Annotated in this window: 17 protein-coding genes; 8 read left to right on the forward strand and 9 right to left on the reverse strand. The window is 66.7% G+C overall.

All coding sequences use genetic code 11. The annotated features are described in order from the left end of the window. On the reverse strand, positions 1 to 1,416 hold a 1,416-nt coding region (locus HUU95_RS00150), incomplete at its 3' end, for an MATE family efflux transporter (RefSeq protein WP_254602521.1). Between the two features lie 106 nt (positions 1,417 to 1,522). Continuing rightward, complete coding sequence (locus HUU95_RS00155) at positions 1,523 to 4,198, reverse strand: valine--tRNA ligase (RefSeq protein WP_174278219.1); 2,676 nt, start codon at positions 4,196 to 4,198, stop codon at positions 1,523 to 1,525. Positions 4,199 to 4,541: 343 nt separating this feature from the next. Here HUU95_RS00155 and HUU95_RS00160 point away from each other — a divergent pair, with 343 nt between their 5' ends. Both HUU95_RS00160 and HUU95_RS14385 read left to right on the forward strand, forming a co-directional pair. Beyond that, the gene (locus tag HUU95_RS00160) at positions 4,542 to 5,114 is read left to right on the forward strand and encodes an IS5 family transposase (protein ID WP_254602522.1); all 573 of its coding nucleotides are present in this window, start codon (positions 4,542 to 4,544) and stop codon (positions 5,112 to 5,114) included. After that, entirely contained in the window at positions 5,018 to 5,281 is a 264-nt protein-coding gene (locus HUU95_RS14385; protein ID WP_254602524.1) for a transposase, read from the forward strand. The genes HUU95_RS00160 and HUU95_RS14385 overlap by 97 nt, the downstream gene beginning before the upstream one ends. Before the next feature lie 196 nt (positions 5,282 to 5,477). On the opposite strand, the gene HUU95_RS00165 is transcribed toward HUU95_RS14385, so the two are convergent. Further along, positions 5,478 to 8,570 (reverse strand): TonB-dependent receptor domain-containing protein, encoded by a 3,093-nt coding sequence (locus tag HUU95_RS00165; protein WP_254602523.1) that lies wholly within the window; start codon positions 8,568 to 8,570, stop codon positions 5,478 to 5,480. Between the two features lie 254 nt (positions 8,571 to 8,824). Between HUU95_RS00165 and HUU95_RS00170 the strand changes: the two genes are divergently transcribed. Beyond that, positions 8,825 to 9,310: a hypothetical protein gene (locus HUU95_RS00170; RefSeq protein WP_174278221.1), complete on the forward strand. Its 486-nt coding sequence runs from the start codon at positions 8,825 to 8,827 to the stop codon at positions 9,308 to 9,310. Positions 9,311 to 9,401: 91 nt separating this feature from the next. Here the strand turns inward: HUU95_RS00170 and HUU95_RS00175 are convergent, their stop codons facing one another. Continuing rightward, positions 9,402 to 11,567, reverse strand: a complete 2,166-nt coding sequence (locus tag HUU95_RS00175; protein ID WP_254602525.1) for a TonB-dependent receptor domain-containing protein — start codon at positions 11,565 to 11,567, stop codon at positions 9,402 to 9,404. A 342-nt stretch (positions 11,568 to 11,909) separates the two neighbouring features. Here HUU95_RS00175 and HUU95_RS00180 point away from each other — a divergent pair, with 342 nt between their 5' ends. The 4 genes from HUU95_RS00180 (at position 11,910) to HUU95_RS00195 (ending at position 15,673) form a co-directional block, all read left to right on the forward strand. Further along, positions 11,910 to 12,725, forward strand: a complete 816-nt coding sequence (locus HUU95_RS00180) for a cupin domain-containing protein (protein WP_174278223.1) — start codon at positions 11,910 to 11,912, stop codon at positions 12,723 to 12,725. 72 nt (positions 12,726 to 12,797) lie between these two features. Beyond that, positions 12,798 to 14,048 carry an MFS transporter gene (locus HUU95_RS00185; protein WP_174278224.1) on the forward strand — a complete coding sequence of 417 codons (1,251 nt, stop codon included), beginning with the start codon at positions 12,798 to 12,800 and terminating at the stop codon, positions 14,046 to 14,048. Between the two features lie 177 nt (positions 14,049 to 14,225). Next, entirely contained in the window at positions 14,226 to 15,083 is an 858-nt protein-coding gene (locus HUU95_RS00190; protein WP_174278225.1) for a hypothetical protein, read from the forward strand. A 35-nt stretch (positions 15,084 to 15,118) separates the two neighbouring features. Then, entirely contained in the window at positions 15,119 to 15,673 is a 555-nt protein-coding gene (locus HUU95_RS00195; protein ID WP_174278226.1) for an ureidoglycolate lyase, read from the forward strand. Positions 15,674 to 15,751: 78 nt separating this feature from the next. Here HUU95_RS00195 and HUU95_RS00200 read toward each other — a convergent pair whose 3' ends face one another. The 5 genes from HUU95_RS00200 to HUU95_RS00220 are packed head-to-tail and all read right to left on the reverse strand — an operon-like array spanning position 15,752 to position 20,258. After that, the gene (locus tag HUU95_RS00200) at positions 15,752 to 16,615 is read right to left on the reverse strand and encodes an isocitrate lyase/PEP mutase family protein (protein WP_174278227.1); all 864 of its coding nucleotides are present in this window, start codon (positions 16,613 to 16,615) and stop codon (positions 15,752 to 15,754) included. Positions 16,616 to 16,626: 11 nt separating this feature from the next. Continuing rightward, on the reverse strand, positions 16,627 to 17,247 hold the full coding sequence (locus HUU95_RS00205) for an isochorismatase family protein (RefSeq protein ID WP_174278228.1): 621 nt from the start codon (positions 17,245 to 17,247) through the stop codon (positions 16,627 to 16,629). Beyond that, positions 17,244 to 17,867 (reverse strand): 3-isopropylmalate dehydratase small subunit, encoded by a 624-nt coding sequence (gene leuD / locus HUU95_RS00210; RefSeq protein WP_174278229.1) that lies wholly within the window; start codon positions 17,865 to 17,867, stop codon positions 17,244 to 17,246. The genes HUU95_RS00205 and leuD overlap by 4 nt, the downstream gene beginning before the upstream one ends. 1 nt (position 17,868) lies before the next feature. Then, positions 17,869 to 19,275, reverse strand: coding sequence for a 3-isopropylmalate dehydratase large subunit (leuC, locus tag HUU95_RS00215; protein WP_174278230.1), 1,407 nt, complete (start codon positions 19,273 to 19,275; stop codon positions 17,869 to 17,871). A gap of 47 nt (positions 19,276 to 19,322) precedes the next feature. After that, positions 19,323 to 20,258: a LysR family transcriptional regulator gene (locus HUU95_RS00220; RefSeq protein ID WP_174278231.1), complete on the reverse strand. Its 936-nt coding sequence runs from the start codon at positions 20,256 to 20,258 to the stop codon at positions 19,323 to 19,325. Positions 20,259 to 20,627: 369 nt separating this feature from the next. Between HUU95_RS00220 and HUU95_RS00225 the strand changes: the two genes are divergently transcribed. After that, positions 20,628 to 21,929, forward strand: a complete 1,302-nt coding sequence (locus HUU95_RS00225; RefSeq protein ID WP_174278232.1) for an MFS transporter — start codon at positions 20,628 to 20,630, stop codon at positions 21,927 to 21,929. Positions 21,930 to 21,939 lie beyond the last annotated feature (10 nt).

Genomic DNA, 21,939 nt, shown 5'->3' on the forward strand with positions numbered 1-21,939 from the left:
CGCGCTCGCCTCCTGCTCCGGCTCCGGCGCGCGCGGCACGCGCAGCGCGCCGCGCCGCCAGCCGCCCTGGCGATAAAAGGCGACCGCGAGGATCAGGTTGCTGACGCTGCCGGCCGGGAAGCTCCACCACAGCGCATCCGCGCCCAGCACCGGCCGTAGCGCGAGCGCCAGACCGATGCGGATCGGAAACAGCGAGACGAACAGGATGAGGAGCGGCCCCAGCACCGCGCCATTCGCGCGCACGACCCCGAACAACACCATGGTCGCCCCGAACAGGATGAAGCTCCACGTCGAGATCAGCCCGATCCGGCTCGCGATCGGCAGCGATGCCGGGCCGAGATGGAACAGCCCCAGCACCGGCCGGTCGAACAGCAGCACGGCGACGACCAGCAGCCCCGTCATCGCGAGATTGATCACCAGCCCGGCGCTCGTGACCCGCCCCACCCGGTCCCAGCGCCCCGCACCGATGTTCTGCGCCGCCATCGCGCTCACCGCCGCGCCGATCGCCAGCGCCGGCATCTGCACATAGGCCCAGACCTGCTGCGTAATGCCATAGGCAGCGCTGGTCGCGACGCCCTCGCGATTGACGAACCCGATCATGGTCAGCGCGGCGACGGAGATGATCAGCATCTGCGCGCCGATCGGCAGGCCCTTGCCGACGATCGTGCGCACCAGCGCGCGCTCGGGCAGGATGTAGCGCAGCTCCGCGCCCTTCAGCCGGATCGGCAGGTCGCGCCAGGCGATCCAGCTCACCAGCGCGCCCAGCGCCACCACGTTGGCGATCAGCGTCGCGGTCGCTGACCCCGCGATGCCAAGCCGGGGCGCGGGGCCGAGGCCGAGGATGAAGACGGGGTTGAGCCCCGAATCGAGGATCACGGCCAGCCCGACGAACCATAACGGCGTCAGCGAGTCGCCGGTGCCGCGCAGCGCCATGCTCATCAGCACCAGCAGCATCGACGCGGGCAGGCCGACGAAGATCACGCGCAGATAGGTGAGCGCGAGCGGCATCGCCGCGCCCGGCGTCTTCAGCGCCGCCAGGATCTCCGGCGCGAAGATCCAGCCCAGCGTGCCGACCACGACCGACGCGGCGAGCACCAGCCCGATCGCCGAGCCCACCGCGCGCCTGGCCGCATCGACATCGCGCCGGCCCCAGCTCTGGCCCACGAGGATGGTCGCCGCCATGCCAAAGCCGAACACCGCGCCGAACATCAGGAACATGATGATGTTGGCGTTGGAGGTCGCCGCGATCGCATTCTCGCCCAGGAAGCGCCCGACCCAGATCGCGTTGATCGAGCCGTTGAGCGACTGGAGCACGTTGGAGCCCAGCGTCGGCAAGGCGAACGCGATCAGCGCCGGCGCGATCGGGCCGGTGGTGAGGTCGCGCTGACCGGGACGGAGGGGGGGTCGGCTGGCCACTATGTTGTCATTCCCGCGAAAGCGGGAACCCATCTCCCGACCGTTGTGCAAATAGCGAGCGCGCGAGATGGGTCCCCGCTTGAACCGGAATGACGGTGTAGGTCCATCATCCCAACCGCGCCAGCGCCGCGCGCAGCCGTTCCGCTTCCGCCGCGCGCTCGGCATGGTCGGCGCGCGCCTTGTCCACCGCTTCAGGCTTCGCGCGCTCAGCGAAGCTCGGGTTGCCGAGCCGCGCGGCGAGGCCGTCGCGATCCTTCTCCGCCGCCGCCGCTGCCTTGGCGAGGCGGCCGCGTTCGGCGGCGAGGTCGATCACGCCGTCGAGCGGGAGCGAGAAGGTCGCCTCGTCCACCACCACCTGCGCCGCGCCGCTGCCCGGAAAGGCCGACAGCTGGATCGATGCCAGCCGCGCCAGCCGCGACAGCGCCGGATGCTGGCGGTCGAGCCGCGCGGCGGTCTCCGCGTTCGCGTCGCCGCCGAACAGATGCAGCCTGGCGCCGGGCGGCACGTTGAGCTCGGTCCGCGCGGCACGGATCTCGCCCACCAGCCGGATCAGCCACTCGATTTCCGCCGCCGCCGCCGGATCGAGCGCGCGCGCGTCGGCTCGCGGCCATCGCGCCACGATCAGCTCATGCTCGCGCGGCGCCAGCGCGTGCCACAGCTCCTCGGTGATGAACGGCATGAACGGGTGAAGCACCACCAGTATCTGATCGAGCACCCAGCCCGCGACCGCCCTGGTCTCGTCGTCTACCGCGCCCCGCTCGTCGCCGCTCGCGGCAGGCTTGATCAGCTCCAGATACCAGTCGCAGAACCGGCTCCAGGTGAACTGGTAGATCGCGTACGCCGCCGCGTCGAAGCGATAGTCGGCGAGGCTCAGGTCCACCTCCTGGATCATCGCCACGCATTGCGCGATGACCCATTTGTTGACCGGGAGCGTCGCGGGCGGCGGCTCCAGGGTCGTCGAGCCGCCGATCCCGTTCGCCTGCGCGAAGCGGGCCGCGTTCCACAGCTTGGTCGCGAAGTTGCGATAGCCCTCGACGCGCCGTTCATCCATCTTGATGTCGCGGCCTTGCGTCTCTGTCGCCGCCATGAAGAAGCGGAGCGCGTCGGCGCCGTAGCGATCGATCAGCCCGAGCGGATCGACGGTATTGCCCTTCGATTTGGACATCTTCTGCCCGTCCGCGGCGCGCACCAGCCCGTGGAGGTAGAGCGTGCGAAACGGCACGTCGCCGAGGAAGTGCAGCCCCTGCATCATCATCCGCGCGTCCCAGAAGAACAGGATGTCGAAGCCCGAGACGAGCACGTCATTGGGGTAGCGACCGTGGAGGGCGGCCAGCCCCTCCCCTTCAGGGCAGGGGAGATCGTTCCGCCACCCCAATGTAGCGAACGGCCACAGCGCGCTGGAGAACCATGTGTCGAGCACGTCGGCGTCCTGCGTCAGCCGGGTGCCCTCGCCCGCCTCCGCTCGCGCGTCCGCCTCGTTGTCCGCCACGAACACGCGCCCGTCATCGGCATGCCAGGCCGGGATGCGATGTCCCCACCACAATTGCCGCGAGACGCACCAGGGCTGGATGTTCTCCATCCAGTTGAAGAAGGTCTTCTCCCACGTCTTTGGCACGATCCGGATCGCGCCCGAGCGCACCGCCTCGATCGCGGGCTTGGCGAGCGTCGCGGCGTCGACATACCATTGGTCGGTCAGCCACGGCTCGATCACCACGCCCGACCGATCGCCATAGGGACGCTGGATGACGCGCTCCTCGACGCGTTCGAGCGCCTCGGCCTCCCCCAGCAGCGCCACGATCCGCGTCCGAGCCTCGAACCGGTCGAGCCCAAGGAGGTCGGCGGGGATCAGCCTGTCGGCGACCTGCGCCACCTCGCCGCGCGCGCCCAGCATGTTGAGCATGTCGCGCGCCTCGATCCCCATGCGGCGGCCGACCTCGAAGTCGTTGAAGTCGTGCCCCGGCGTGATCTTGACCGCGCCCGAGCCGAGCGCCGGATCGGCATGCTCGTCGGCGACGATCGGAATCAGCCGGCCGGTGATCGGCAGCCGCAGCTGGCAGCCGACCAGCGCCCGATAGCGCTCGTCGTCGGGATGCACCGCCACCGCCATGTCGGCCAGCATCGTCTCCGGCCGCGTGGTCGCGACGGCGATGCTGGCCGAGCCGTCGGCGAGCGGATAGCGCAGATGCCAGAAATGCCCCCGCTCCTCGCGCGTTTCCACCTCCAGGTCGCTGATCGCGGTGCCGAGACCCGGGTCCCAGTTCACCAGCCGTTTGTCGCGATACAGCAGCCCGTCGCGGTGGAGCTGGACGAAGACGTGGCGGACGGCGGCGGAGAAGCCCTCGTCCATCGTGAACCGCTCGTTCGCCCAGTCCATCGAACAGCCCAGCCGGCGTAGCTGCGCCGTGATCGCGCCGCCCGATCGCTCCTTCCAGTCCCACACCCGCTCGACAAACGCCTCGCGGGTTAAGTCGGTGCGCTTGCGGCCCTCCGCCGCCAAATCCCGCTCGACCACCATCTGCGTCGCGATGCCGGCATGGTCGGTGCCGACCACCCACAGCGCATCCTTGCCCTGCAAGCGCGCGTGTCGGGTCAGGATATCCTGCAATGTGTTGTCGAGCGCGTGCCCGACATGGAGCGAGCCGGTGACGTTGGGCGGCGGATTGACGATCGTCCACGGCTGCGCCCCCGGCCGCTCGGGCCGGAACAGCCCGCGCGACTCCCAATGCGCATACCAGCGCGCCTCGATCACGGCGGGGTCGAAGGTCTTGGGGAGTTCGGGCATGGGCGGGGCTGTAGCGCCGGGGCCAAGCCGCCGCTAGCGCGGCGCGTCGGCCATGATCGACTGGATCAGATCAGCCGGTGCCGCGTCACTGAGGTAAGAACGCCCACCCTCGTCAAGCTGCCCCACCAGCATCGGCTCGGTACCTGAATTGTCGAACAGCCAAGCCCGGTCGGCTTGCCAGAAGAACCAGCCCGCCTGCTCGAAGGAACGGCGTCGTCGATCGCGTACTTTGTCGAGCGCGACAGTATGCCCGCCCTTCGCGACCCGTGCCTTGATCCGTTTTAGGATGTGGACTCATTTGGCCTGAGGGGCTGGTCATGACAAAACTGTCGAGGAGTTCTGGTTGAGTGACGAGCAGTGGGTTGCGATCGATCCTCAGATCCCGAAACTATACCGGGGCAAGCGGCGGGTCGATGATCGCCGGGTGATCTCGGGCATCATGCACCGGCTGCGCGACGGCTGCCGTTGGCGGGCGCTGCCGGAAGTCCATGACCCGTACACGACCGCGTTCAACCGCTATAATCGGTGGAGCGAGCGGGGCCTGTGGCAGGCGATCTTCGCCGCTGGTGGCGAGCGCCAAGGCACCCGAGACGGCGATGATCGACAGCAGCTCGGTCAAGGCGCACCGCTCAGCGGCCTGCGCAAAGGGGGGGAACGCGGCCAGGCGATCGGCCGCTCGCGCGGTGGGCGCACGACCAAGCTCCACATCCTTGTCGACGAGCAGGGCCGGCCTCACGTCCTCAAGCTGATGCCGGGGGGCAAGCATCCGACTTCGGCTCGGCGCTCAACCTGGTCGCCGCCGCGCGCCCGAGCCGGCAACTGCTCGCCGGTCGCGCCTATGATGGCAATGCGCTCCGTCGCGCGCTCGCCGACCAAGGCACACGCGCGGTTATCCCCAACAGGCGTAACCGGGTGAACCGCTTCCCCTTCGACGCGCTCGCCTACCGCATGCGCAACGTCATCGAGCGCACCTTCTGCCGCCTCAAGGACTTCCGAGCCGTCGCCACCCGCTACGACAACCTCGCCCGCGACCATCTCGCCGGCATTTGCCTCGCCGCCGCACTCTGCTTCTGGGCCAAATGAGTTCACACCCTAGTGGCGCCCACCTCCCGCACAGTATGAGGCACCCGGTCCGACGCCAAGGTACTTTGTGGCGACGTGACTCCGAAGACGCGATCCCGCAGCACGCGCCATCAACAAGATTGAGCGGTCGATCGTTTTGACTTGAGACCAAAAAGGGCGGCCCTGAGACCGCCCCTTATCGTCTTGTCAGGCAGGCCTAGAAGTGCAGGCGAGCGCTGAAGGCATAGTGACGACCTAGCGAGTCATAGGTCGACGGATAGGTATTGCCGCTGTTGAAGCTGGTCGATCCCACCGTCGAGCCGACGACCGGCGGCTCCTTGTTCAGCAGATTGTCGACCGTCACGCCGAAGTCGAAATTGTCCGTCGCGCGGAAGCGGAACGACAGATCGAAATAGTCGTAAGACGGAATCCGACCGAAGTTGAAGGTTTGGCCGGCCAGCTGACCCGTCGTGATGGTGCCGCTGAACGGGGTTGTCGCGGCATTCGTGATCAACGCCGGCTCATACCGAACGCCATCGATATGACGCCAGAGGACTGATATATCGACGTCGTTCGACAGGGTCATGGTGGCGCGTGTATTCCAGTAGAACTCAGGCTGGATCGACGCGCAGTTCGCCGAGTAATAGCCGGTGCATTCGCGATCCAGCGTTCCCGGCGCCGCCTGGAACTTGGAGTCGCGGGTGTAATTGCCCTGGAATCCCAACGACAGCTTCGCATAGCTGGTCAGCGTACGGCGATAATTAATACCCAGATCGATGCCGCTGGTCTTGAGCAACCCAAGGTTGGAAATCTGGGTCAGCAACCCGCGCGTCGTCGCCACATCGCCATCGAGACCGCCGGTCACCGGATTGCGCGCGAAGCTCCCGCATGCCGGATTGGTTGTGGTCGCCAGGGCATAAGCAGGCGCGGTGCCGAAACATTGCCCGACGAGATCGCCAGGCGCGAACGACGACACCGCTCCCTTGATCTTAATGTTGTAATAATCGACTCTCACCGAGAAGCCCGGGATGATCTGCTGCGGTTGGAGGATCAGACTTCCCGTGAAGCTGTTCGATGTCTCCGGCTTCAGGTTTATGTTGCCGCCGCTGGTGCTGTTCGCCTGACCCGCCGTCGGATTGAGAATCAAGCCGATCGTCGACGCTGGCGCGCCCTGCGCGATGCAGACCGCGCGAAGGTTGGCGTTGGTGGTCGGCCCTGCGCCGGCGCAGGGATCGATCGCCAGGTTAGTCAGGCCCGTGCTCACCGGCGAAAAGAGCTCGCTGATGTTCGGGGCGCGAACCGCGCGCTGATACGTACCGCTGAATTTCAGACCCGATGCCGGCTCCCAGCTGCCGCCCGCCTTGTAGGTGGTGGTGTTGAAGGTCGGTGACGCCGCTGCGTCCACCTTGTAGTGGGAGTAGCGAACGCCGCCTTCGAACGTCAGCGCGCGGAAGAACGACCGATCCTGAATCAGTGGCGCGATGACCTCGCCGAACCCTTCGCTCACCTCATAACCACCGTCGATATTCGGTGCGGCGCCACCGGCACCGCCCAACTCGCCAGCGGTTTGCGCGAGCGTGTCCGATCGCTGCGAAGCGCGATATTTGCGATACTCGGCGCCGGCGGCGAAACCGATCGACGTTGACGCAAGCGGCGATGTGAAGCCGAAGTCACCGTTGAGGACGGCCCGAGCTTGAGCCAGCGAGGTGCGGATCGCCGTGGTGCTCTCACCGGTGATATAGGGGATCTGCGCCGCCGTGATGGAATTAGCATCACCGAAGACGTTTAACGGCACGCACCCCGTGCCCGCAGTGAGCGATGCGCCACCCGTGGCGCCGCCGAGGCAAGTCGTCGTGTTCGTCGCGTAGACCGCCGAACGGACCCGCGAGGTCAGCACGTACCCCTGCAATGTCTGCGTGTTCTCGGATTCACCATACCCGCCCGACACGTCGAGCTTGATGCCCTGGGTGATCCCGAGCTTCAGGCCTGCGCGGTAGTCAAAGATCGTCGTGACGTAATCCGAGATGCGTGGGCCGACCTCGGTAGTGCGGCGCGACAGGTTGGTCGCGATCTCACGATAGTTCGGATCGGTGGTGGTCGTCGCGGCAGCCGCGAGCGCGCAATTCGCGGGACTGAGTGTCTGGATGCCAGCAAGATACGGATCAAAATCGGCTGTCGACGTCGCCGCGGACGCGCAGAACTGATTACGAGCGGCTAGGGGAAGGTAGGGGTTCGACAGCGGGATTTGCACCGACGAGCCGAACACCCCCGATGGAGCGATGATCGTATCGACCGTGTTCTTCGAGAACAGGCCACGGGTGTACACCTCCAGCGAGTCGGACACTTCGTAATGCGCCGCGCCATACATGTTGTAGCGCCGGAACGGCGTCTGGAAGATGTTGTACGGATTGAAGTTGAACGGAACGACCGTCGTTGACAGCGTGCCAGTCGCCGGCACGATCTGACGACGGCCACCGAACGTGAAGACTGATGGGACGGTGGTTCCGGAACCGCCGGCCGCGCCCGAGAACGAGTCGTAGTTCTGAACCGAATAGTTACGGTCGCCCTGGTAGACCGGATCGGCGTTCTGATAGCCGATCGAGAAGACCGCGTTCCCGCGACCGCCATCGAAATTGGCGCCGATGGTCAGATCCCCGCGGAAATATCGACCGTCGCCCTTCTCCGTGATCTGGTTCGACGCCTGAGCATCCACCCCCGCGAAGTTCGACCGGGTGATGAAGTTGACGACACCCGACACGGCGTCCGCACCATAGGTCGTCGCGGCGCCGCCGGTCAGGACGTCGACGCGCTCGACCAGCGCGAGGGGAATGTTGTTGAGGTCGACGCGACCGAGCAGGCCCGACGGAGCGATCCGGTTGCCGTCGAGCAGGACGACGTTGCGGAACGAGCCGAGGCCACGAAGGTCGACATAGGACGCGCCGCCATTGCCGTTGTTCACGGCGGAACCGATGTTCGGCACCGCGCCGGGGAGATCGCGAAGGATCTCTTCCGCCGTGTTCGACTGGCGAAGCTGGATCTCTTCCTGGCCGATCACCTGCACCGGCGCGGCCGCGACCAGCGCGGGGTTCTTGATCAGCGAACCGGTAACGACGATGTCACCCTGCGAGTTCGGGGTCGTCGGCGCCGCTTCCGACGTCGTCAGACCCACCTCGCCCTGTGCGTTGGCGCCTGGCGTCGTCTCCTGGGTCGCGGTGGCGCCACCGGCGCGAATGCCGGACGTATCGGTCTGCGTCTGGGCGATCGCGGGCGTCGCGGCGAGCGCGGCGCCCACCAGCAGCGTCGAGGTCAAAAGCCGTGCACGTGTCGAAGTCATATTGCCCCCATGGGTTCGGCTGAAACATGTTTTTGCAGCGTCGAGCTTGGCCGACGTCGAGCCCAAGGGTGCACGGCAGGATGTGGCGCCGCAACAATTTACCATCGGATCGGCCCCTTTTCCCGCGAATGTGATATATTGGTGACATCCGCGCCATTCTCGCCGATGTATCGCTGGCGTGAGCAAAAGGGTGGATCGTGCACGGGATATCAATGGCTTTGTCGACCGCGATGCTGCTGGCGATGAGCGGCGCGATCGGTGCGCAAGGGAATGGCGACGCGACGCATACGCTCGACGATCTCGCCCGTTGTCATGCCATCGCGGCGGATGCCGCGCGCCTCGCTTGTTACGATCGAGCCAGCGCGACGGTCGTCGCGCTACGGTCCTCCGGGGCGCTGATCGCGCTCGATCGCGATGCCGTCAGGAAGAAGAACACGGCCGAGTTCGGCCTTGGACCCAGCCGCAAACCGCCTGCCCATGCGCGCCCGGACGATTTTCCCGCCGGCATCGACCAGGTCAGCGGGACGGTCACCGAGGTGACATCATCTTCCTACGGTCGCTACCTCGTCGCGATGAACAACGGGATGGTCTGGGAAACCATCGATCCGGCGACACCCGGCAAAGGCGAGACCATGGTCGTCAAACGGGGAAGGTTGGGCGCGTTCCGAGCGTTCATCGGTGGCGAGCGGTCGGTTCAGGTCCAGCGCGTCCGGTAACGCCGATCGGGCCAGCGCACCACGACGGCCCTGACCGCGGCGACGGCGAACGGGGCATCCGCTAGCGGACGCGCATGCCCCGTCCCGATCATCAGATCTTGAGCGACAAGGTCGCGGACACCGTGCGAGGCGGCGCGAAGAAACGGGCGAGGTCGGGGACGGTCGACAGGAAGTAAGCCTTGTCCGTCAGGTTCTTGCCGTCGATGCTCAGCCGCATCCTGCCGCCATCCGTCTCGATCCCCAGCTCGCCATTGACCAGCGTGTAGCTGGGCTGGATGACGCTGGGGATGAAGGCGTCGTCGGTTCGGAAAGACGCCGTGTGGAAGACGTTGCCGCCAATGAAGATGTGACTGTCATCGCTCAACGGCAAGCGGTACTCGCCCCCGGCCGTGTACTGGATTTTCGGGATGTAGCGCTGGGTCGTCCCGGCCGTCGGACCGGAGACGACGCGGGAATGAAGATAACCGCCGTTCGCATAGATCGTCAGGGCCTCGATCGGATGCGCCTCCAGATCCGCCTCCACGCCCTTGATGTGGAGGTCCTTGGACACGATCGGGAACGGCCGGTTGGTATCGGCGGCTTGCAGGCCGATATACCGCGTGATGAAGCCGGCCAGGTTCAGCCTGACGTGACGGTCGAGAAGCTCGGTCTTCAGTCCCGCCTCCAGGTTCTTCGCGGTCTCGTTGCGGGTCGTGTTGAGAACGGAGCCGGTATCGATCTGAGGTTGTAGCGGGTAGGTGAAGACATACCCTCCCGGCCGGTAGCCGGTGCCGTAATTGACATAGGTCAGGATGTCCGGCGTGAGCTGGTAATCCGTACCGACCTTGTAGGTCACCTTCTGGAAGTGAACCTTGCTGCTGCCGGTATAGATGAGCTGATTGCCGGTACCGCCGTTCAGGATCGAGCGATCGAGTTCCTTGCGATCACGGCTGTAGCGACCGCCCGCTTCGATGCTCCACCGCTTCGTCAGCTTGTACGTTCCATCAGCATATCCCGCATAGCTGTACGAGAACTGATGATCGTTGACGCGGTCAATATTGAGGAAGTTGGCGAAGTGCCGGATGTTCTCATTATAGTAGAAGAGTCCCCCGACCACGTTGAACGGACCATCGCCGTTGGTCGACGCCTGCAGTTCCTGCGAGACCTGGTGCTGTCGCTTGAAGTCGGGCAGCAGCAGCCCGGTGACGTTCGGGATGCTGCCAAGGTCGATCGAGTCGAAGTCATGCAAACCCCGGTAGGAGGTGATCGACTTCAGCGTGACCGCGCCCAGGTCATAGGCCACGCGCCCGGCGAAACCATAGGAAGACAGATATCCTGCGTCGGCGCCGTTTTCACCCACCTTGTAAGGCGAACCGAACAGGTTGGCGCACGAGGATGGGGAAGTCGTGGAACAGCCTGCCAGCGGCGTGCCGGACGAAGAACCCCCGGTATCCTTCGAATAATCGGCCGAAAGATCGACAGTCAATTCACTCGTCGGCTGATATTTCAGCGCAAGCCGCGCGCTCTTGCGCTCGATCCGGTTGTCCCGGAAACCGGTGTCGTTTCCATTGCCATCGACGACCTTCAGATAGCCGGCGCGATTGCGCACGCCTGCATCGATCTTCACGGCGAGCTTGTCCGCGACGATCGGGATGGATGCACTCACCGTCGCGTCGACGCGCTTGAAGTTCCCGTAAGTGAAGGCGCCTCGATAGTGCGCCTCTTCGAGGTCCGGCTGGCGGGTGATATATTTGACCGCGCCGACGGTCGAGTTGCGGCCGTACAATGTTCCTTGCGGCCCACGCAGGATCTCGATCCGGTCCAGGTCCAGGACGTCGAGCAGCGCACCCTGCACCCGGCCGAGATAGACGTCGTCGAGATACTGCCCGACCGGGTTCTCGACGTTGAAGGCGAGCGCGTCCTGACCCACGCCGCGGATGAACACCTGCACGGCGCCGGTGCCCGCGCCGGACCGCGCGACCTGGACGTTGGGCGACAGCCCGTTCAGATCGGTGGTGTCCTTGATCGCGAGCCGCTCAAATTGCTCCTGGCCCAGCGCCGACATCGTGACGGGCACGGACTGAAGCGTCTCGTTGCGCCTGCGCGCGGTGACCGTGATGTCGCCATTGCCCGGCGACGCATCGCCCTGCGGCGTGCCGGTCGCTTCGGGCGATGCCTGCGGAGATGAAGCCTGCGGGGACGGGGCTTGCGGCGACGAGGCCTGCGAAGGCGGGTCCGCCGCCAGCGCCGTGGACGCTTGTATCAGCGCCAGGGCCATCGCGCCCACAGCGAGTCGCGTGCGCAACATCCTGAACCGGCAGCGGTCTGCTCGCATCATGATAGCCCCTTTTGTTTCGCTTTGGCAAAATCTTGTATACAGACTGACCCCTGTGACGAAGGCTGTCAAATAAAATGAGCAGCGACACACGGGAGCGTAAATCCGTTTGGTGACCCCGATCGTGATCTGCTGGCGGGACAGGCGATCGCCGCGCGACGAGCTTGGTCCCGGACCACCGCGCGATCAGCCCTCCTCGCCGATTTGGACTCGCTCGGCGCGGCTATGTTGTATACCAACAGGGCGGATCGTGAAGCTGGATGCACGTCAAGACAGGATGCTCGGATGAGTCGGCCGCATATCGAATTCATCTTCTCGCAATCGCTCGAATGGCAGGCCTGTGCGTCGCTCGCCGGGCGCGGCGATCTCGATTGCAAGCTCCTCAGCCAGGATGATGCGTTGGGGGAGACGTCGGCGATCCTGAAGATGCCGGCGGGATGGTCGGGGTCCGTCACGTCGGAGTTCCAGGAGGAGATCTACCTTCTCGACGGCGAGCTCGACATCGGCGGCGCGCGGCAGTCGCGGGACGGTTACTGGCGCGTCCCGGCGGGCGTGGAACATCGTTGGTCGACCGACACCGGCGCCGTCGCGCTGACCTTGCAGAATGTCGCGACGCCGCTCGACGAACGGCAACTGGTCGCGATCGACACGCCCCGGATGCTCTGGGACAGAAGCGGCGTTCCCGAGCCGCTGAAATTCATGGGCATTGCGCGCAAGGTCCTGTTCGTCGACGACGACACGGGGCTGCACCGCACATGGCTGGTGTCCGTGTCACCCCAGATCGCGCCGTCGGGCGCGCTGCTCGCGACGGAGACGCATGGCTGCGCGGAGGAGGTGTTCATGCTGGCTGGCGATATCACCGGCCCGCAGGGGCCGATGACGCCCGGCGCCTATTTCTGGCGGCCAAGCGACACCTTTCATGGGCCGTTCGGTTCGCGCGCTGGCGGGCTCGCGCTGACCCGCTTCCGGCACGGGCAGCAGACGACGATCTTCCACGATCGCACCCGGCCCTTCGCCTTCGAGGCGCCGTACCAGCCCGACCTGCCGGCCGAGCTCGCGCATCTGAGCACCGCCAGGCCGCCCGAAACGGCGCGCTATTGAGCCGCCGGTCGTGAGGGTGGCAGCGGATGCGATGACCTCGCCCATCCCCGGCTTGCCGCTCGGAGGTCTTGCGTGACGGCTATCGCGTCGACCGCCGTCACGCGGCCGGTCGATGGCAGGTTGCGCGTCTGCCTGATCGTGGGGGTGGCATGTTGCATCCTGTTCGCGACCAACGGCTTCATCCTGAGCGGGTTGACGGTGTTCGACAGCCGCATGTTGCAGGAACTCGGCCTGAGCAACACGGCGCTCAGGCTTCGCGACACCATCACCGTCGCGACGCTGGGCATCACGATGCCGATCATCGGCCTGATGATCGACCGGCTGCCGGTGCGGCCGATCCTGATCGGCGGCCTGCTGACGATGGTGTTCGCCTTTGCGGCCTATACCAGGGTGGACTCGCTCTGGCAGATCTACGCGTTGCACGTCCTGCTTGGGATCTGCCAGGCGACCAGCGGCGTCCTCGCCTGCGTGTTCCTGGTGTCCGGCTCGACTGGACAGCATCGCGGCATGGCGCTGGGCATATTGATCGCGGGCTCCGGCGCGGGCAACGCGGTCATCCCGGGACTGAACAGCCTCCTGCTCGACCATATGCCCTGGCGGACGGCGATCCTGTCGGGCGCCGTGGCGGGCGGCCTCCTGATCCCGTTGGTGCTGGCGATCGTTCGCGAGCCTCCCAGGGCCGCCCGTCCCGAAGCCGCCGGCTGGCGCGGCGGGGCCAGCCGCCTGCTGCCGATCCTGCGCTCCCCGGACTTCACGGCCCTGGCGATCACCGCGTCCGGCACCGTGTTCTGCGTGATCGTGCTCGCGACCAACCTGAGCCTGTACGCGGTGAGCCCCGGCGTCGCGCGCGCCTCGTTGGGACCGGTCCTGCTCCTTGCCCTGTTCGGCGCCGCCGTGGTGGCTCAGTTACTGGCCGGTGTGGCCACGTATCGGTTGCCGGCCTGGCTCATCCACATGGTGGCCGTGATCGTGATGGGCGCCGGCGCGACGGTGCTGGCGGCCGCGCCGGCGAGCTTCGCCGTGCCGGCGGTGGCGCTGTTCGGGTTGGGCTGGGGGGCGAACAGCACGATGCTTCAGGTCAGGCCGACGATGTTGTTCGACGGACCGTCGCTCGGCCTCATCCTGTCGCTCCTGGCGTTGACCGAGACGATGGGCGGCGCGCTTGGCCCCGTCGTCGCCGGCTATATCCGCGATCGGACCGGATCGTTCGCGCCGGTCTTCGCGCTGGTCGCCGGTCTGATGGTTGCCCTGGCGATACTGACTTTCCTGGCGTCGGCGAAACGGTCGGCGCGCGCTCTGCCCATCGGGCCGATCGAGCAGTGATCGAAGGCCTAAGCCCGATCGGACGGCCGGCGCTCGATATCGGTTTGTGTACAATTGAAGGCCGCGTTCGGCTGTATCCGGTTGACAGATCGGTTCCTGTATACAATGAGCGGGCGACCGCTCTACGTCGGGGTAGCGGCCATGCCGCATCCCACGTTGCGCTGAAGGGGAAAGTCGATGGCGTTTGACTATATCCTCCTCGACACCAGCACCATGCCGGTGACCGATGTAGCGGATCATCCCGGTGCCAGGGTCCAAACCTTGCTGCGGGACGAGGATTACCCCGGCGCGGTGGAGATCAATTTCGGGCCATCCGGTTTCACCGACCGGATACGCGAACTGCTCGGCCACGGTCCGCACCGCCATTACCATCGCTCCGTCAACGAGCGGCACTATGTGCTGGAGGGCGACTACCCGATCTTCCATTGGAAGGATCCCGCCAACGAAGGCGCGCTCACCCGCTTGCATCGGCACCATTACCTGGAAAACCCGCCGATGACGCTGCACGGCATCACGGGTGACACCGTCCCCGAGCTGGGCTGGAAGCATCTTCGCTGGAGCGACGGGCTCGGCACCGACATCTACGAGCCGGGTGCCGCCGAGGAGACGCTGGAAGTGGCGTTCTCGCGGCCCTATCCGGAGGTGCCGTTCGCGGATCCGATCCTGGTCCATGCCGAGGACCTGCCCTGGCAGCCGAGCCCGGTCAGGCCCGGCTGGCGGACGAAGCAACTGACGCGCGGTGTCAACAGCGCGCGGGCGGCGACCCTCGTCTCGATCCCGGCCGGGTCGAGCGATCGGATCGAGATCACGCCGCCCGACCAGGGCGAGACCAGCTGGTTGTTCGTCATCTCGGGCGACCTCGCGCTGGAGATCGTGACGCCAGATGGCGCAAGTCCAGCGAAGCTGCGCGAAGGCGGCTTCCTGGCCTGGGCCGAGGGTTCCGCGCCACGCTCCAGCGGGGCGTCGCTCAGCGACGGCGGATGCGTCCTTCTGTGCGTCGGGCATGCGCTGGGCGCCGTCGCACCAGACCAATGATACCTGCCGCGCCACCGGTTACAGGAGATTACCAGATGCAGACGATCCGCCTTCCGCTCCAACTGGCCACACCGGAAACGGTCGCTCCGTTCGGATCGCTGCTCGCCGTCCCGGCCGAGAAGGGCGAGGCGCTGCCGGTCGCCTTTTATGAAGGGAGCGTCGAGGTCTACAAGCCGTCCAAGTTCGTGTCGGATCACGAGACCGAGCTGAACATCGCGCGCGTCAATCGTCGCAAGCCCGAGGTCCAGTGGATGGAGCGCCATTTCAAGCACACCCAGACCTTCATCCCGATGGGCGGGCGCCCGTTCGTGATGGTGCTCGCGCCATCCACCGCCGACGATTTGCCCGACCCGACGAGCGCCAAGGCGCTGCTGTTCGACGGCTCGGGCGGGTTCTGCATGGACATCGGCGTCTGGCATGAGTTTCCGTTCGCCCTGGCCGACGATACGCACGTGATCGTCGTTCTCCGCTCGGAGGCCACGAACTCGCTGATGAAGTCGGTCGTTCACGATGGCGAGGCGAGCGGTGGCGACATCGACAAGAAGGATCTTCAGCGCCGCTTGTCTGTGACGCTCGAACCGATCTTCTGATCGTCACGGGCATCCTCGCCGAACGGCTTTTGGCCGAGGATGCTCGCGGCGGAGAAGGTGGGCGGTGGTGCCGCTCCGCTACGATGCCCACCGTTCCTCGAATGCCCAGACCTCCTCGAACCCGATCAACCGGCAGAAATGCTGGAAATCGTGCAGCGGCACATCGGGCATCACGCTGGTTCCGGTCGTCTTGAAGCGGGTCAGGGCGTGGCGCACGGCCGCCGCCGCCGCGAGGCCGCACATGGCCGGGTAGATCGCGCATGCATAGCCGATCTCCTGAAGCGTCTGCGCCGGCAGGATCGGCGTGACGCCGCCGTCGGCCATGTTGGCGATGCACGGCTTCGGTATCGACGCGCAGGCCTGCCGCATCTCCTCCTGCGTCAACAGCGCTTCGGGAAAGATTAGGTCGGCGCCGGCCGCGGCATAGGCTTCGCATCGCCTGAGCATCGCTTCGAACCCTTCGCCGGCGCGTGCGTCGGAACGAGCGATGATCAGCAGGTCGGGATCGGTGCGCGCGGCCAGGGCGACCTCGATCTTGCGGATCATGTCCTGGGTCGGCAGGCAGCGCTTGTAGGGCGTGTGACCGCACTTTTTGGGAAACTCCTGATCCTCGATCTGGACCGCCGACACGCCCGCCGCCTCATAGCCCCGGACCGTGTGGTGGACGTTGAGCAGGCCGCCATAGCCGGTGTCGGCGTCCGCGATCACCGCCGCGCCGCCGCAGGTGCGTACCAGCGTCGCCATGCGATCGACCATCTGGCTGTATGTCGCGATCCCCGCGTCCGGCAGCCCATAGGCCGAGGCGGTGAGCCAGTATCCCGTGCCATAGACGACGTCGAAGCCGACATCCTTCGCGATCGTCGCCGAGATCATGTCCTGCAGCCCGGGCGCGGCGAAGAAGGTGCCGTTCTCCACCTTTTGGCGCAGGATGGGGTTCGCCATGCCGGACTCCTTCAAAGTCGGTCGAGATAGGCGATGATGTCGCTCTCACCGACCACATCGGCGTATTTCGCCTCCATGTCGAACAGGCTGGCTTCGTGCGGTCCGCTGTGTCGATCGCCGCAAGCCTCGCGGACCACGGTCGGGATGAAGCCATGCGACATCGCGTCGACGCAGGTCGCCCGCACGCAGCCGCTCGTGCTCAGCCCGGTGAGGATGACGCTGTCGACGCCGAGCGAGGTCAGGGTCGAGGCCAGCGAGGTGCCGAAGAAGGCGCTAGGATATTGTTTGGAGATCACCAGCTCATCGTCGCGCGGCTCCAGGCCCCTCGGCCACGCGCCCATCGGATCACCACGCCGGAAATAGCGCAACGGCCTGGATTTCTCGTAGAAGCGACCGCCATCCATCGCGGCCGGATGATAAACGACGTTGGTGAGGATCACCGGCCGCCGCTTGGCGTGGGCAGCCGCGCGGATGCGGAGCGCGGACGCGAGCGCTTCGTCGACGCCGGCATAGAGGTCGCACGCAGGATCGAAATAGGCCTCGACGAAGTCCACGAGGATCAGCGCCGGCGCCTTGCCGAAACCGATCTTCTGCCCAAAGGCACGAGCGTAGTTTTCCTCAAGCGCGGTCATGGGCAAGCTCCTTGCGCGAACAGCCAGGGGTTAGCCGCGCGATGCCGCTCCTGGAAAGCCGCGATCGCCGATCGCTCGCGTTGCAGGATCATCTCGGTCGCGTCCCAGCCCATCATCAACGCCTCGCGCACCGCCGGCTCGGTCGTGAAATCGATGCTCCGTTGACCTGACAGGCAGATCCGCTGTGCGTCGAGATCGACAAGGACCTCCTCGCCGAGCAAGGCCGCGCCCGCGACATCCGCCAGCGCGGCGTCCGGCAGGCGGACCGGGAGGATGCCGTTCTGCAGGCAATTGCCCCGGAAGATGTCCCCGAAACTCGCCGCGATCACGCACCGGATGCCGAAATCGGCCAGTGCCCAGACCGCCTGCTCGCGGCTCGACCCGCAGCCGAAATTGCGTCCTGCCACGAGAATAGTCGCGCGCCGCCACGGCTCGCGGTTGAGGACGAAGTCAGGCCTGGGCGTGCCATCGGGCGTGAAGCGGCGATCACGGAACAGCACGTCGCCAAGCCCGGTCTTCTCCATCCGCAACAGGAAGCGCGCGGGGTAGATAATGTCGGTGTCGACATTGTCCTCGGCGATCGGTGCGGCCGGCCCCGCGAGACGGACGAACGGCTGCATCTCAGGCCATGACCGCGCGGACATCGACGATCGCACCCGCGATGGCGGCCGCGGCGGCCATCGCGGGGCTCATCAGATGGGTGCGGGCGCCGCGTCCCTGCCGCCCCTCGAAGTTGCGGTTCGACGTGGAGGCGCAGCGCTGGCCGGGTTGCAGCCGGTCGTCGTTGATCGCCACGCACAGCGAGCAGCCCGCCTCGCGCCACTCGAACCCGGCATCGCGGAACACGTGATCCAGCCCCTCGTCCTCGGCCTGGCGCTTAACGTCGGTGGATCCGGGCACGACCAGCGCGCGCACGCCCGGACGGACATGGCGCCCGGCCGCGACCGCCGCGGCGCTGCGCAGATCCTCGATGCGGCCATTGGTGCATGAGCCGATGAACGCGGCATTGATCGGCAGGCCGGCCAGCGGCTGGCCGGGCGCGAGGCCCATGTAGTCGAGCGCGTGCGCGATCCGGGTGGCCACGGCGGCGTCCGGCGCGGCGGCCGGGTCGGGCGCGCGACCGTCCACGGCGATCACGTCGTCAGGCGTCGTGCCCCAGGTGACGCAGGGCGACAGGGCCGACACGTCGATCAACTCGACCCGATCGAACGAGGCGTCCCCGTCCGACGCCAGCGTGCGCCACGCCGCAGCCGCGCGGTCGAACATCGCCCCCCCGGGGGCCATCGGCCGCCCTTCCAGATAGGCGATCGTCGTCGCGTCCGGCGCGATCAGGCCAATGCGGGCGCCGGTCTCGATCGCCATGTTGCACAGCGTCATGCGCTCCGACATGCCGAAGCGATCGACCACCGGCCCCGCGAACTCGATCGCATGACCCGTGCCGCCGCCGCTGCCGAGCCGCGCCAGCACGGCGAGGGCGACGTCCTTGGCGCAGACCCAGGGCGCCGGCTCCCCCTCCAGCTGCACCAGCATCGTCCGTGCGCGGCGCTGGCGGATGCATTGCGTCGCCATCACGATCTCGCACTCGCTGGCGCCGATGCCAAAGGCCAGCGCGCCGAACGCGCCGTGCGTCGAGGTGTGGCTGTCCCCGCAGACCAGCAACGCGCCCGGCAGCGTGAAGCCGAGTTCGGGGCCCACCACATGGACGATGCCCTGCCGTGGCCCTTCGAGCGCCAGATAGGGGATCCCGAACTCCGCGCAGTTCCGGGCGAGCGCCGCCACCTGTGCCCGCGCGAGCGGGTCGGCGATGACGCCGCCCCGATCGCGGGTGGGCACGGAATGATCCGCGACCGCCAGGTTCGCGTCCGGTCGCTGCACGGCGCGGCCCGTCTGGCGCAACGTGTCGAACGCGGTGGGCGTGCTCACTTCATGCAGGATGTGGCGATCGACATAGAGCAGGCTGTTGCCTGATCCGTCCTCCGAGACGACATGGCTGTTCCACAGTTTCTCGTACAACGTGCCGCTGGCCATCGTCGGTCGCTCCGTACCTTGCTCGCCGGCCCGTGACGCCAGGTCGATCATGACGACGCCAGCCGGCGGGTCGCCGGGCGCTTGCGACCGGCGATCGCGGCGAAGATCCGCTCGCGCGCCACCATCGCCAGCGCACCGAGCGGCTGATCCTTGCGATGGATCAGGCAGGCCACGCGCCGCAGCGTCGGACCAGCGGCGTTGAGCCTGACCAGATGACTGTCGTCATCGGTCGTCACGAGATCGGGCGGCGATACCAGCAGGTAATCCTGCGTCCGCAGCAGCGCGACGCCGACGGTGCTCGTATCCGAAAAGATGAAGGACGTCGGTGGCGCGATCCCGGCCTCGACATAGGCCGCGCGGATCGCCTGATGGGTGTCCCGGCGCGCATGGGGCACCAACCACGTGAAATCGCGCATGTCGGCGAGCGTGACCCTGGCCTTCCCCGCCAGCGGATGCTCGCGGCGCGCGACGATCAGGTCGAAGGACTCGAAGAGGATTTCCTGCACGACATCCTCGCCCGGGGGCATGGCCGTGACCGGCGCACCCGCCACCAGGTCCACCTCGCCGGCGGCCATGCGTTTCATCAGCACATCGGTGTAATCCTCGATCAATGCGATCTCGACGTCCGGCCGCTCGGCCTTGATGTCGGCGATCACCTGCGCGATCACCGAACCCGCCATCGTCTCGCCGACGCCCAGCCTGAGCCAGCCGGATCGCGCGTCGCGCAATGCCTTGACCGCCTCCACGGCACGGCGCTCGGCGAGCAGCAGGCCACGCGCGTAGGGCTCCAGCCGGGTCGCATATTCGGTCGGCGCGGTGATGCCGCCGGACTCGCGGGCAAACAGCCTCGCGCCCAGTTCGGCCTCCAGCTTGGTGATCGAGAAGGCGATCGCCTGCGGCGTCACGCCGCACTGCCTGGCCGCGCCCGCGAAGCTTCCCTGCTCGATCACCGCCAGGAAGCGGTAGACATTGGCGACATCCATCTCCGTCTCACCAAATCAGATCGCCGCCGGCTGTGCTCCGCCCGGCTCGATCCTCCGCGCGACCTCCTGCGGAGGACGCCCGTCACCGCACGTCGCCTCCCATAGGCGCTACCGTCCGATCGACAAAGTTTTCTGTTGTCACCGACCGAAAAAAGCCGTTCTATTTGCGATGCCGCTCACCGCCGGCGGCACCTGCGCGGTGAGGTCAACCGCCTGGGGAGACTGGATGCTCACCATAGTTGCCCTTGGATGCGCGGCGTCGGACGCCCGCCCCGGCACGCGCTCGCCGGCCGCCTCGACCCGCGCTCGATCAGGGGCCTTGGTCTGCCACGGCGGCTCGGACGCATCGTCACCACGGAGCCTCGCCGCGTGACGTCGGAGGTCCGGCAACGCGAGGGCGTGCAGGACACGCCGCGCCAAGCAGCGCCGCGATCGGCCGATCCTGCCGTGTCGATGGAGGCGCCATGGCGGTGGCCGATGATGCTGGCGATGGCGGTCGCGTTCCTGGCCTGGCTGCTGACCAACATCGACCAGTCGATGTTCGGCTATGCGATCCCGGACATCAGAAAGGAGTTCGACGTCGGGCTGGACGTGATCGGCATCGTCATCTCGACGTCGTTCGTCGTCGGCGCCGTCGTGCCGGTCGCGATCGGGAGCCTCACCGACCGGCTGGGGCCGCGCCTGATGCTGCCCGTGTGCCTCGTCTCGTCGGCCTTGCTGATCGGTTGCCTGGGCCTGTCGCGCAGTTTCCCGGTCTTCGCCGCCCTGCGCATCGCGAGTTTCGGCTTCAGCGCCTCGCTGTCACCGATCACGAACACGATCGTCGCGGCGGCGTCGCCGCGCCGCGCGCGCGCGCTGCTGATCGCGTTGCTGCAATGCGCGTACCCCGTCGCCTGGTTCCTGGCATCGCTGCTCGTGACTCCGCTCCTGGCCGGCCATGGCTGGCGCTCGCTGTTCCTCGTGGGCTTCGCGGTGGCGGTGGTCGCGCTGCCGCTGGGGCTGTTGATCCCGCGCGACGTCCTGTCGCCCCGCTCCGATCGCCGCCGCCTGGCTGGCGTGGAGTCCCCGATCGCGACGCTGCTCAGCGCGCCCTACCGCCGGACAACGGTGCTGACCGGACTGACCCTCTTTTTCAACGCGGGCGCCGTCGCCGCCACCGCCTTCTTCCTGCCGACGTTTCTGCACGAGGTGCGTGGCTATACGGTGTCGGCGTCGGCGGTCGTGGTTGGATCGTCATACGGGATCAGCGTGATCGGCTATCTCGGATCGGCGCTGGTGAGCATGTACCTGTTGTCGCGTCGCGACACGATCGCACTCTTCAATCTGGTCGCCGCCGGCCTGTTCCTCGGCATGGTGTGGCTGCCGACCAGTTTCGAGCAGGACGTGATCGCCTTCGGCGTGACCGCGATCTTCTTCTACGGCGTGTCGGCGATCATGATCACGTACGTGCTGGAAAGCTTCCCGGCGGCGCTGCGCACCACGGCCGCCGCGCTCAGCGGCACCGCCTGCGTCAGCGCCAGCATGGTCGTCTTCCCCTATCTCACGACGCGGCTGGTGGCGCTGCTCGGCTGGCAAGTGAGCTTCACCCTGATCGTTCCGCCGGCGCTGCTGCTGTCGAGCCTGGCGGTGCTCCGACTGCCGCGCCGGCCGATCGCGGACGAATCGGTGTAGCCGGACCTCA

It is taken from the genome of Sphingomonas bacterium (assembly GCF_903643065.1).
In the GTDB taxonomy this organism is placed as follows: domain Bacteria; phylum Pseudomonadota; class Alphaproteobacteria; order Sphingomonadales; family Sphingomonadaceae; genus Sphingomonas.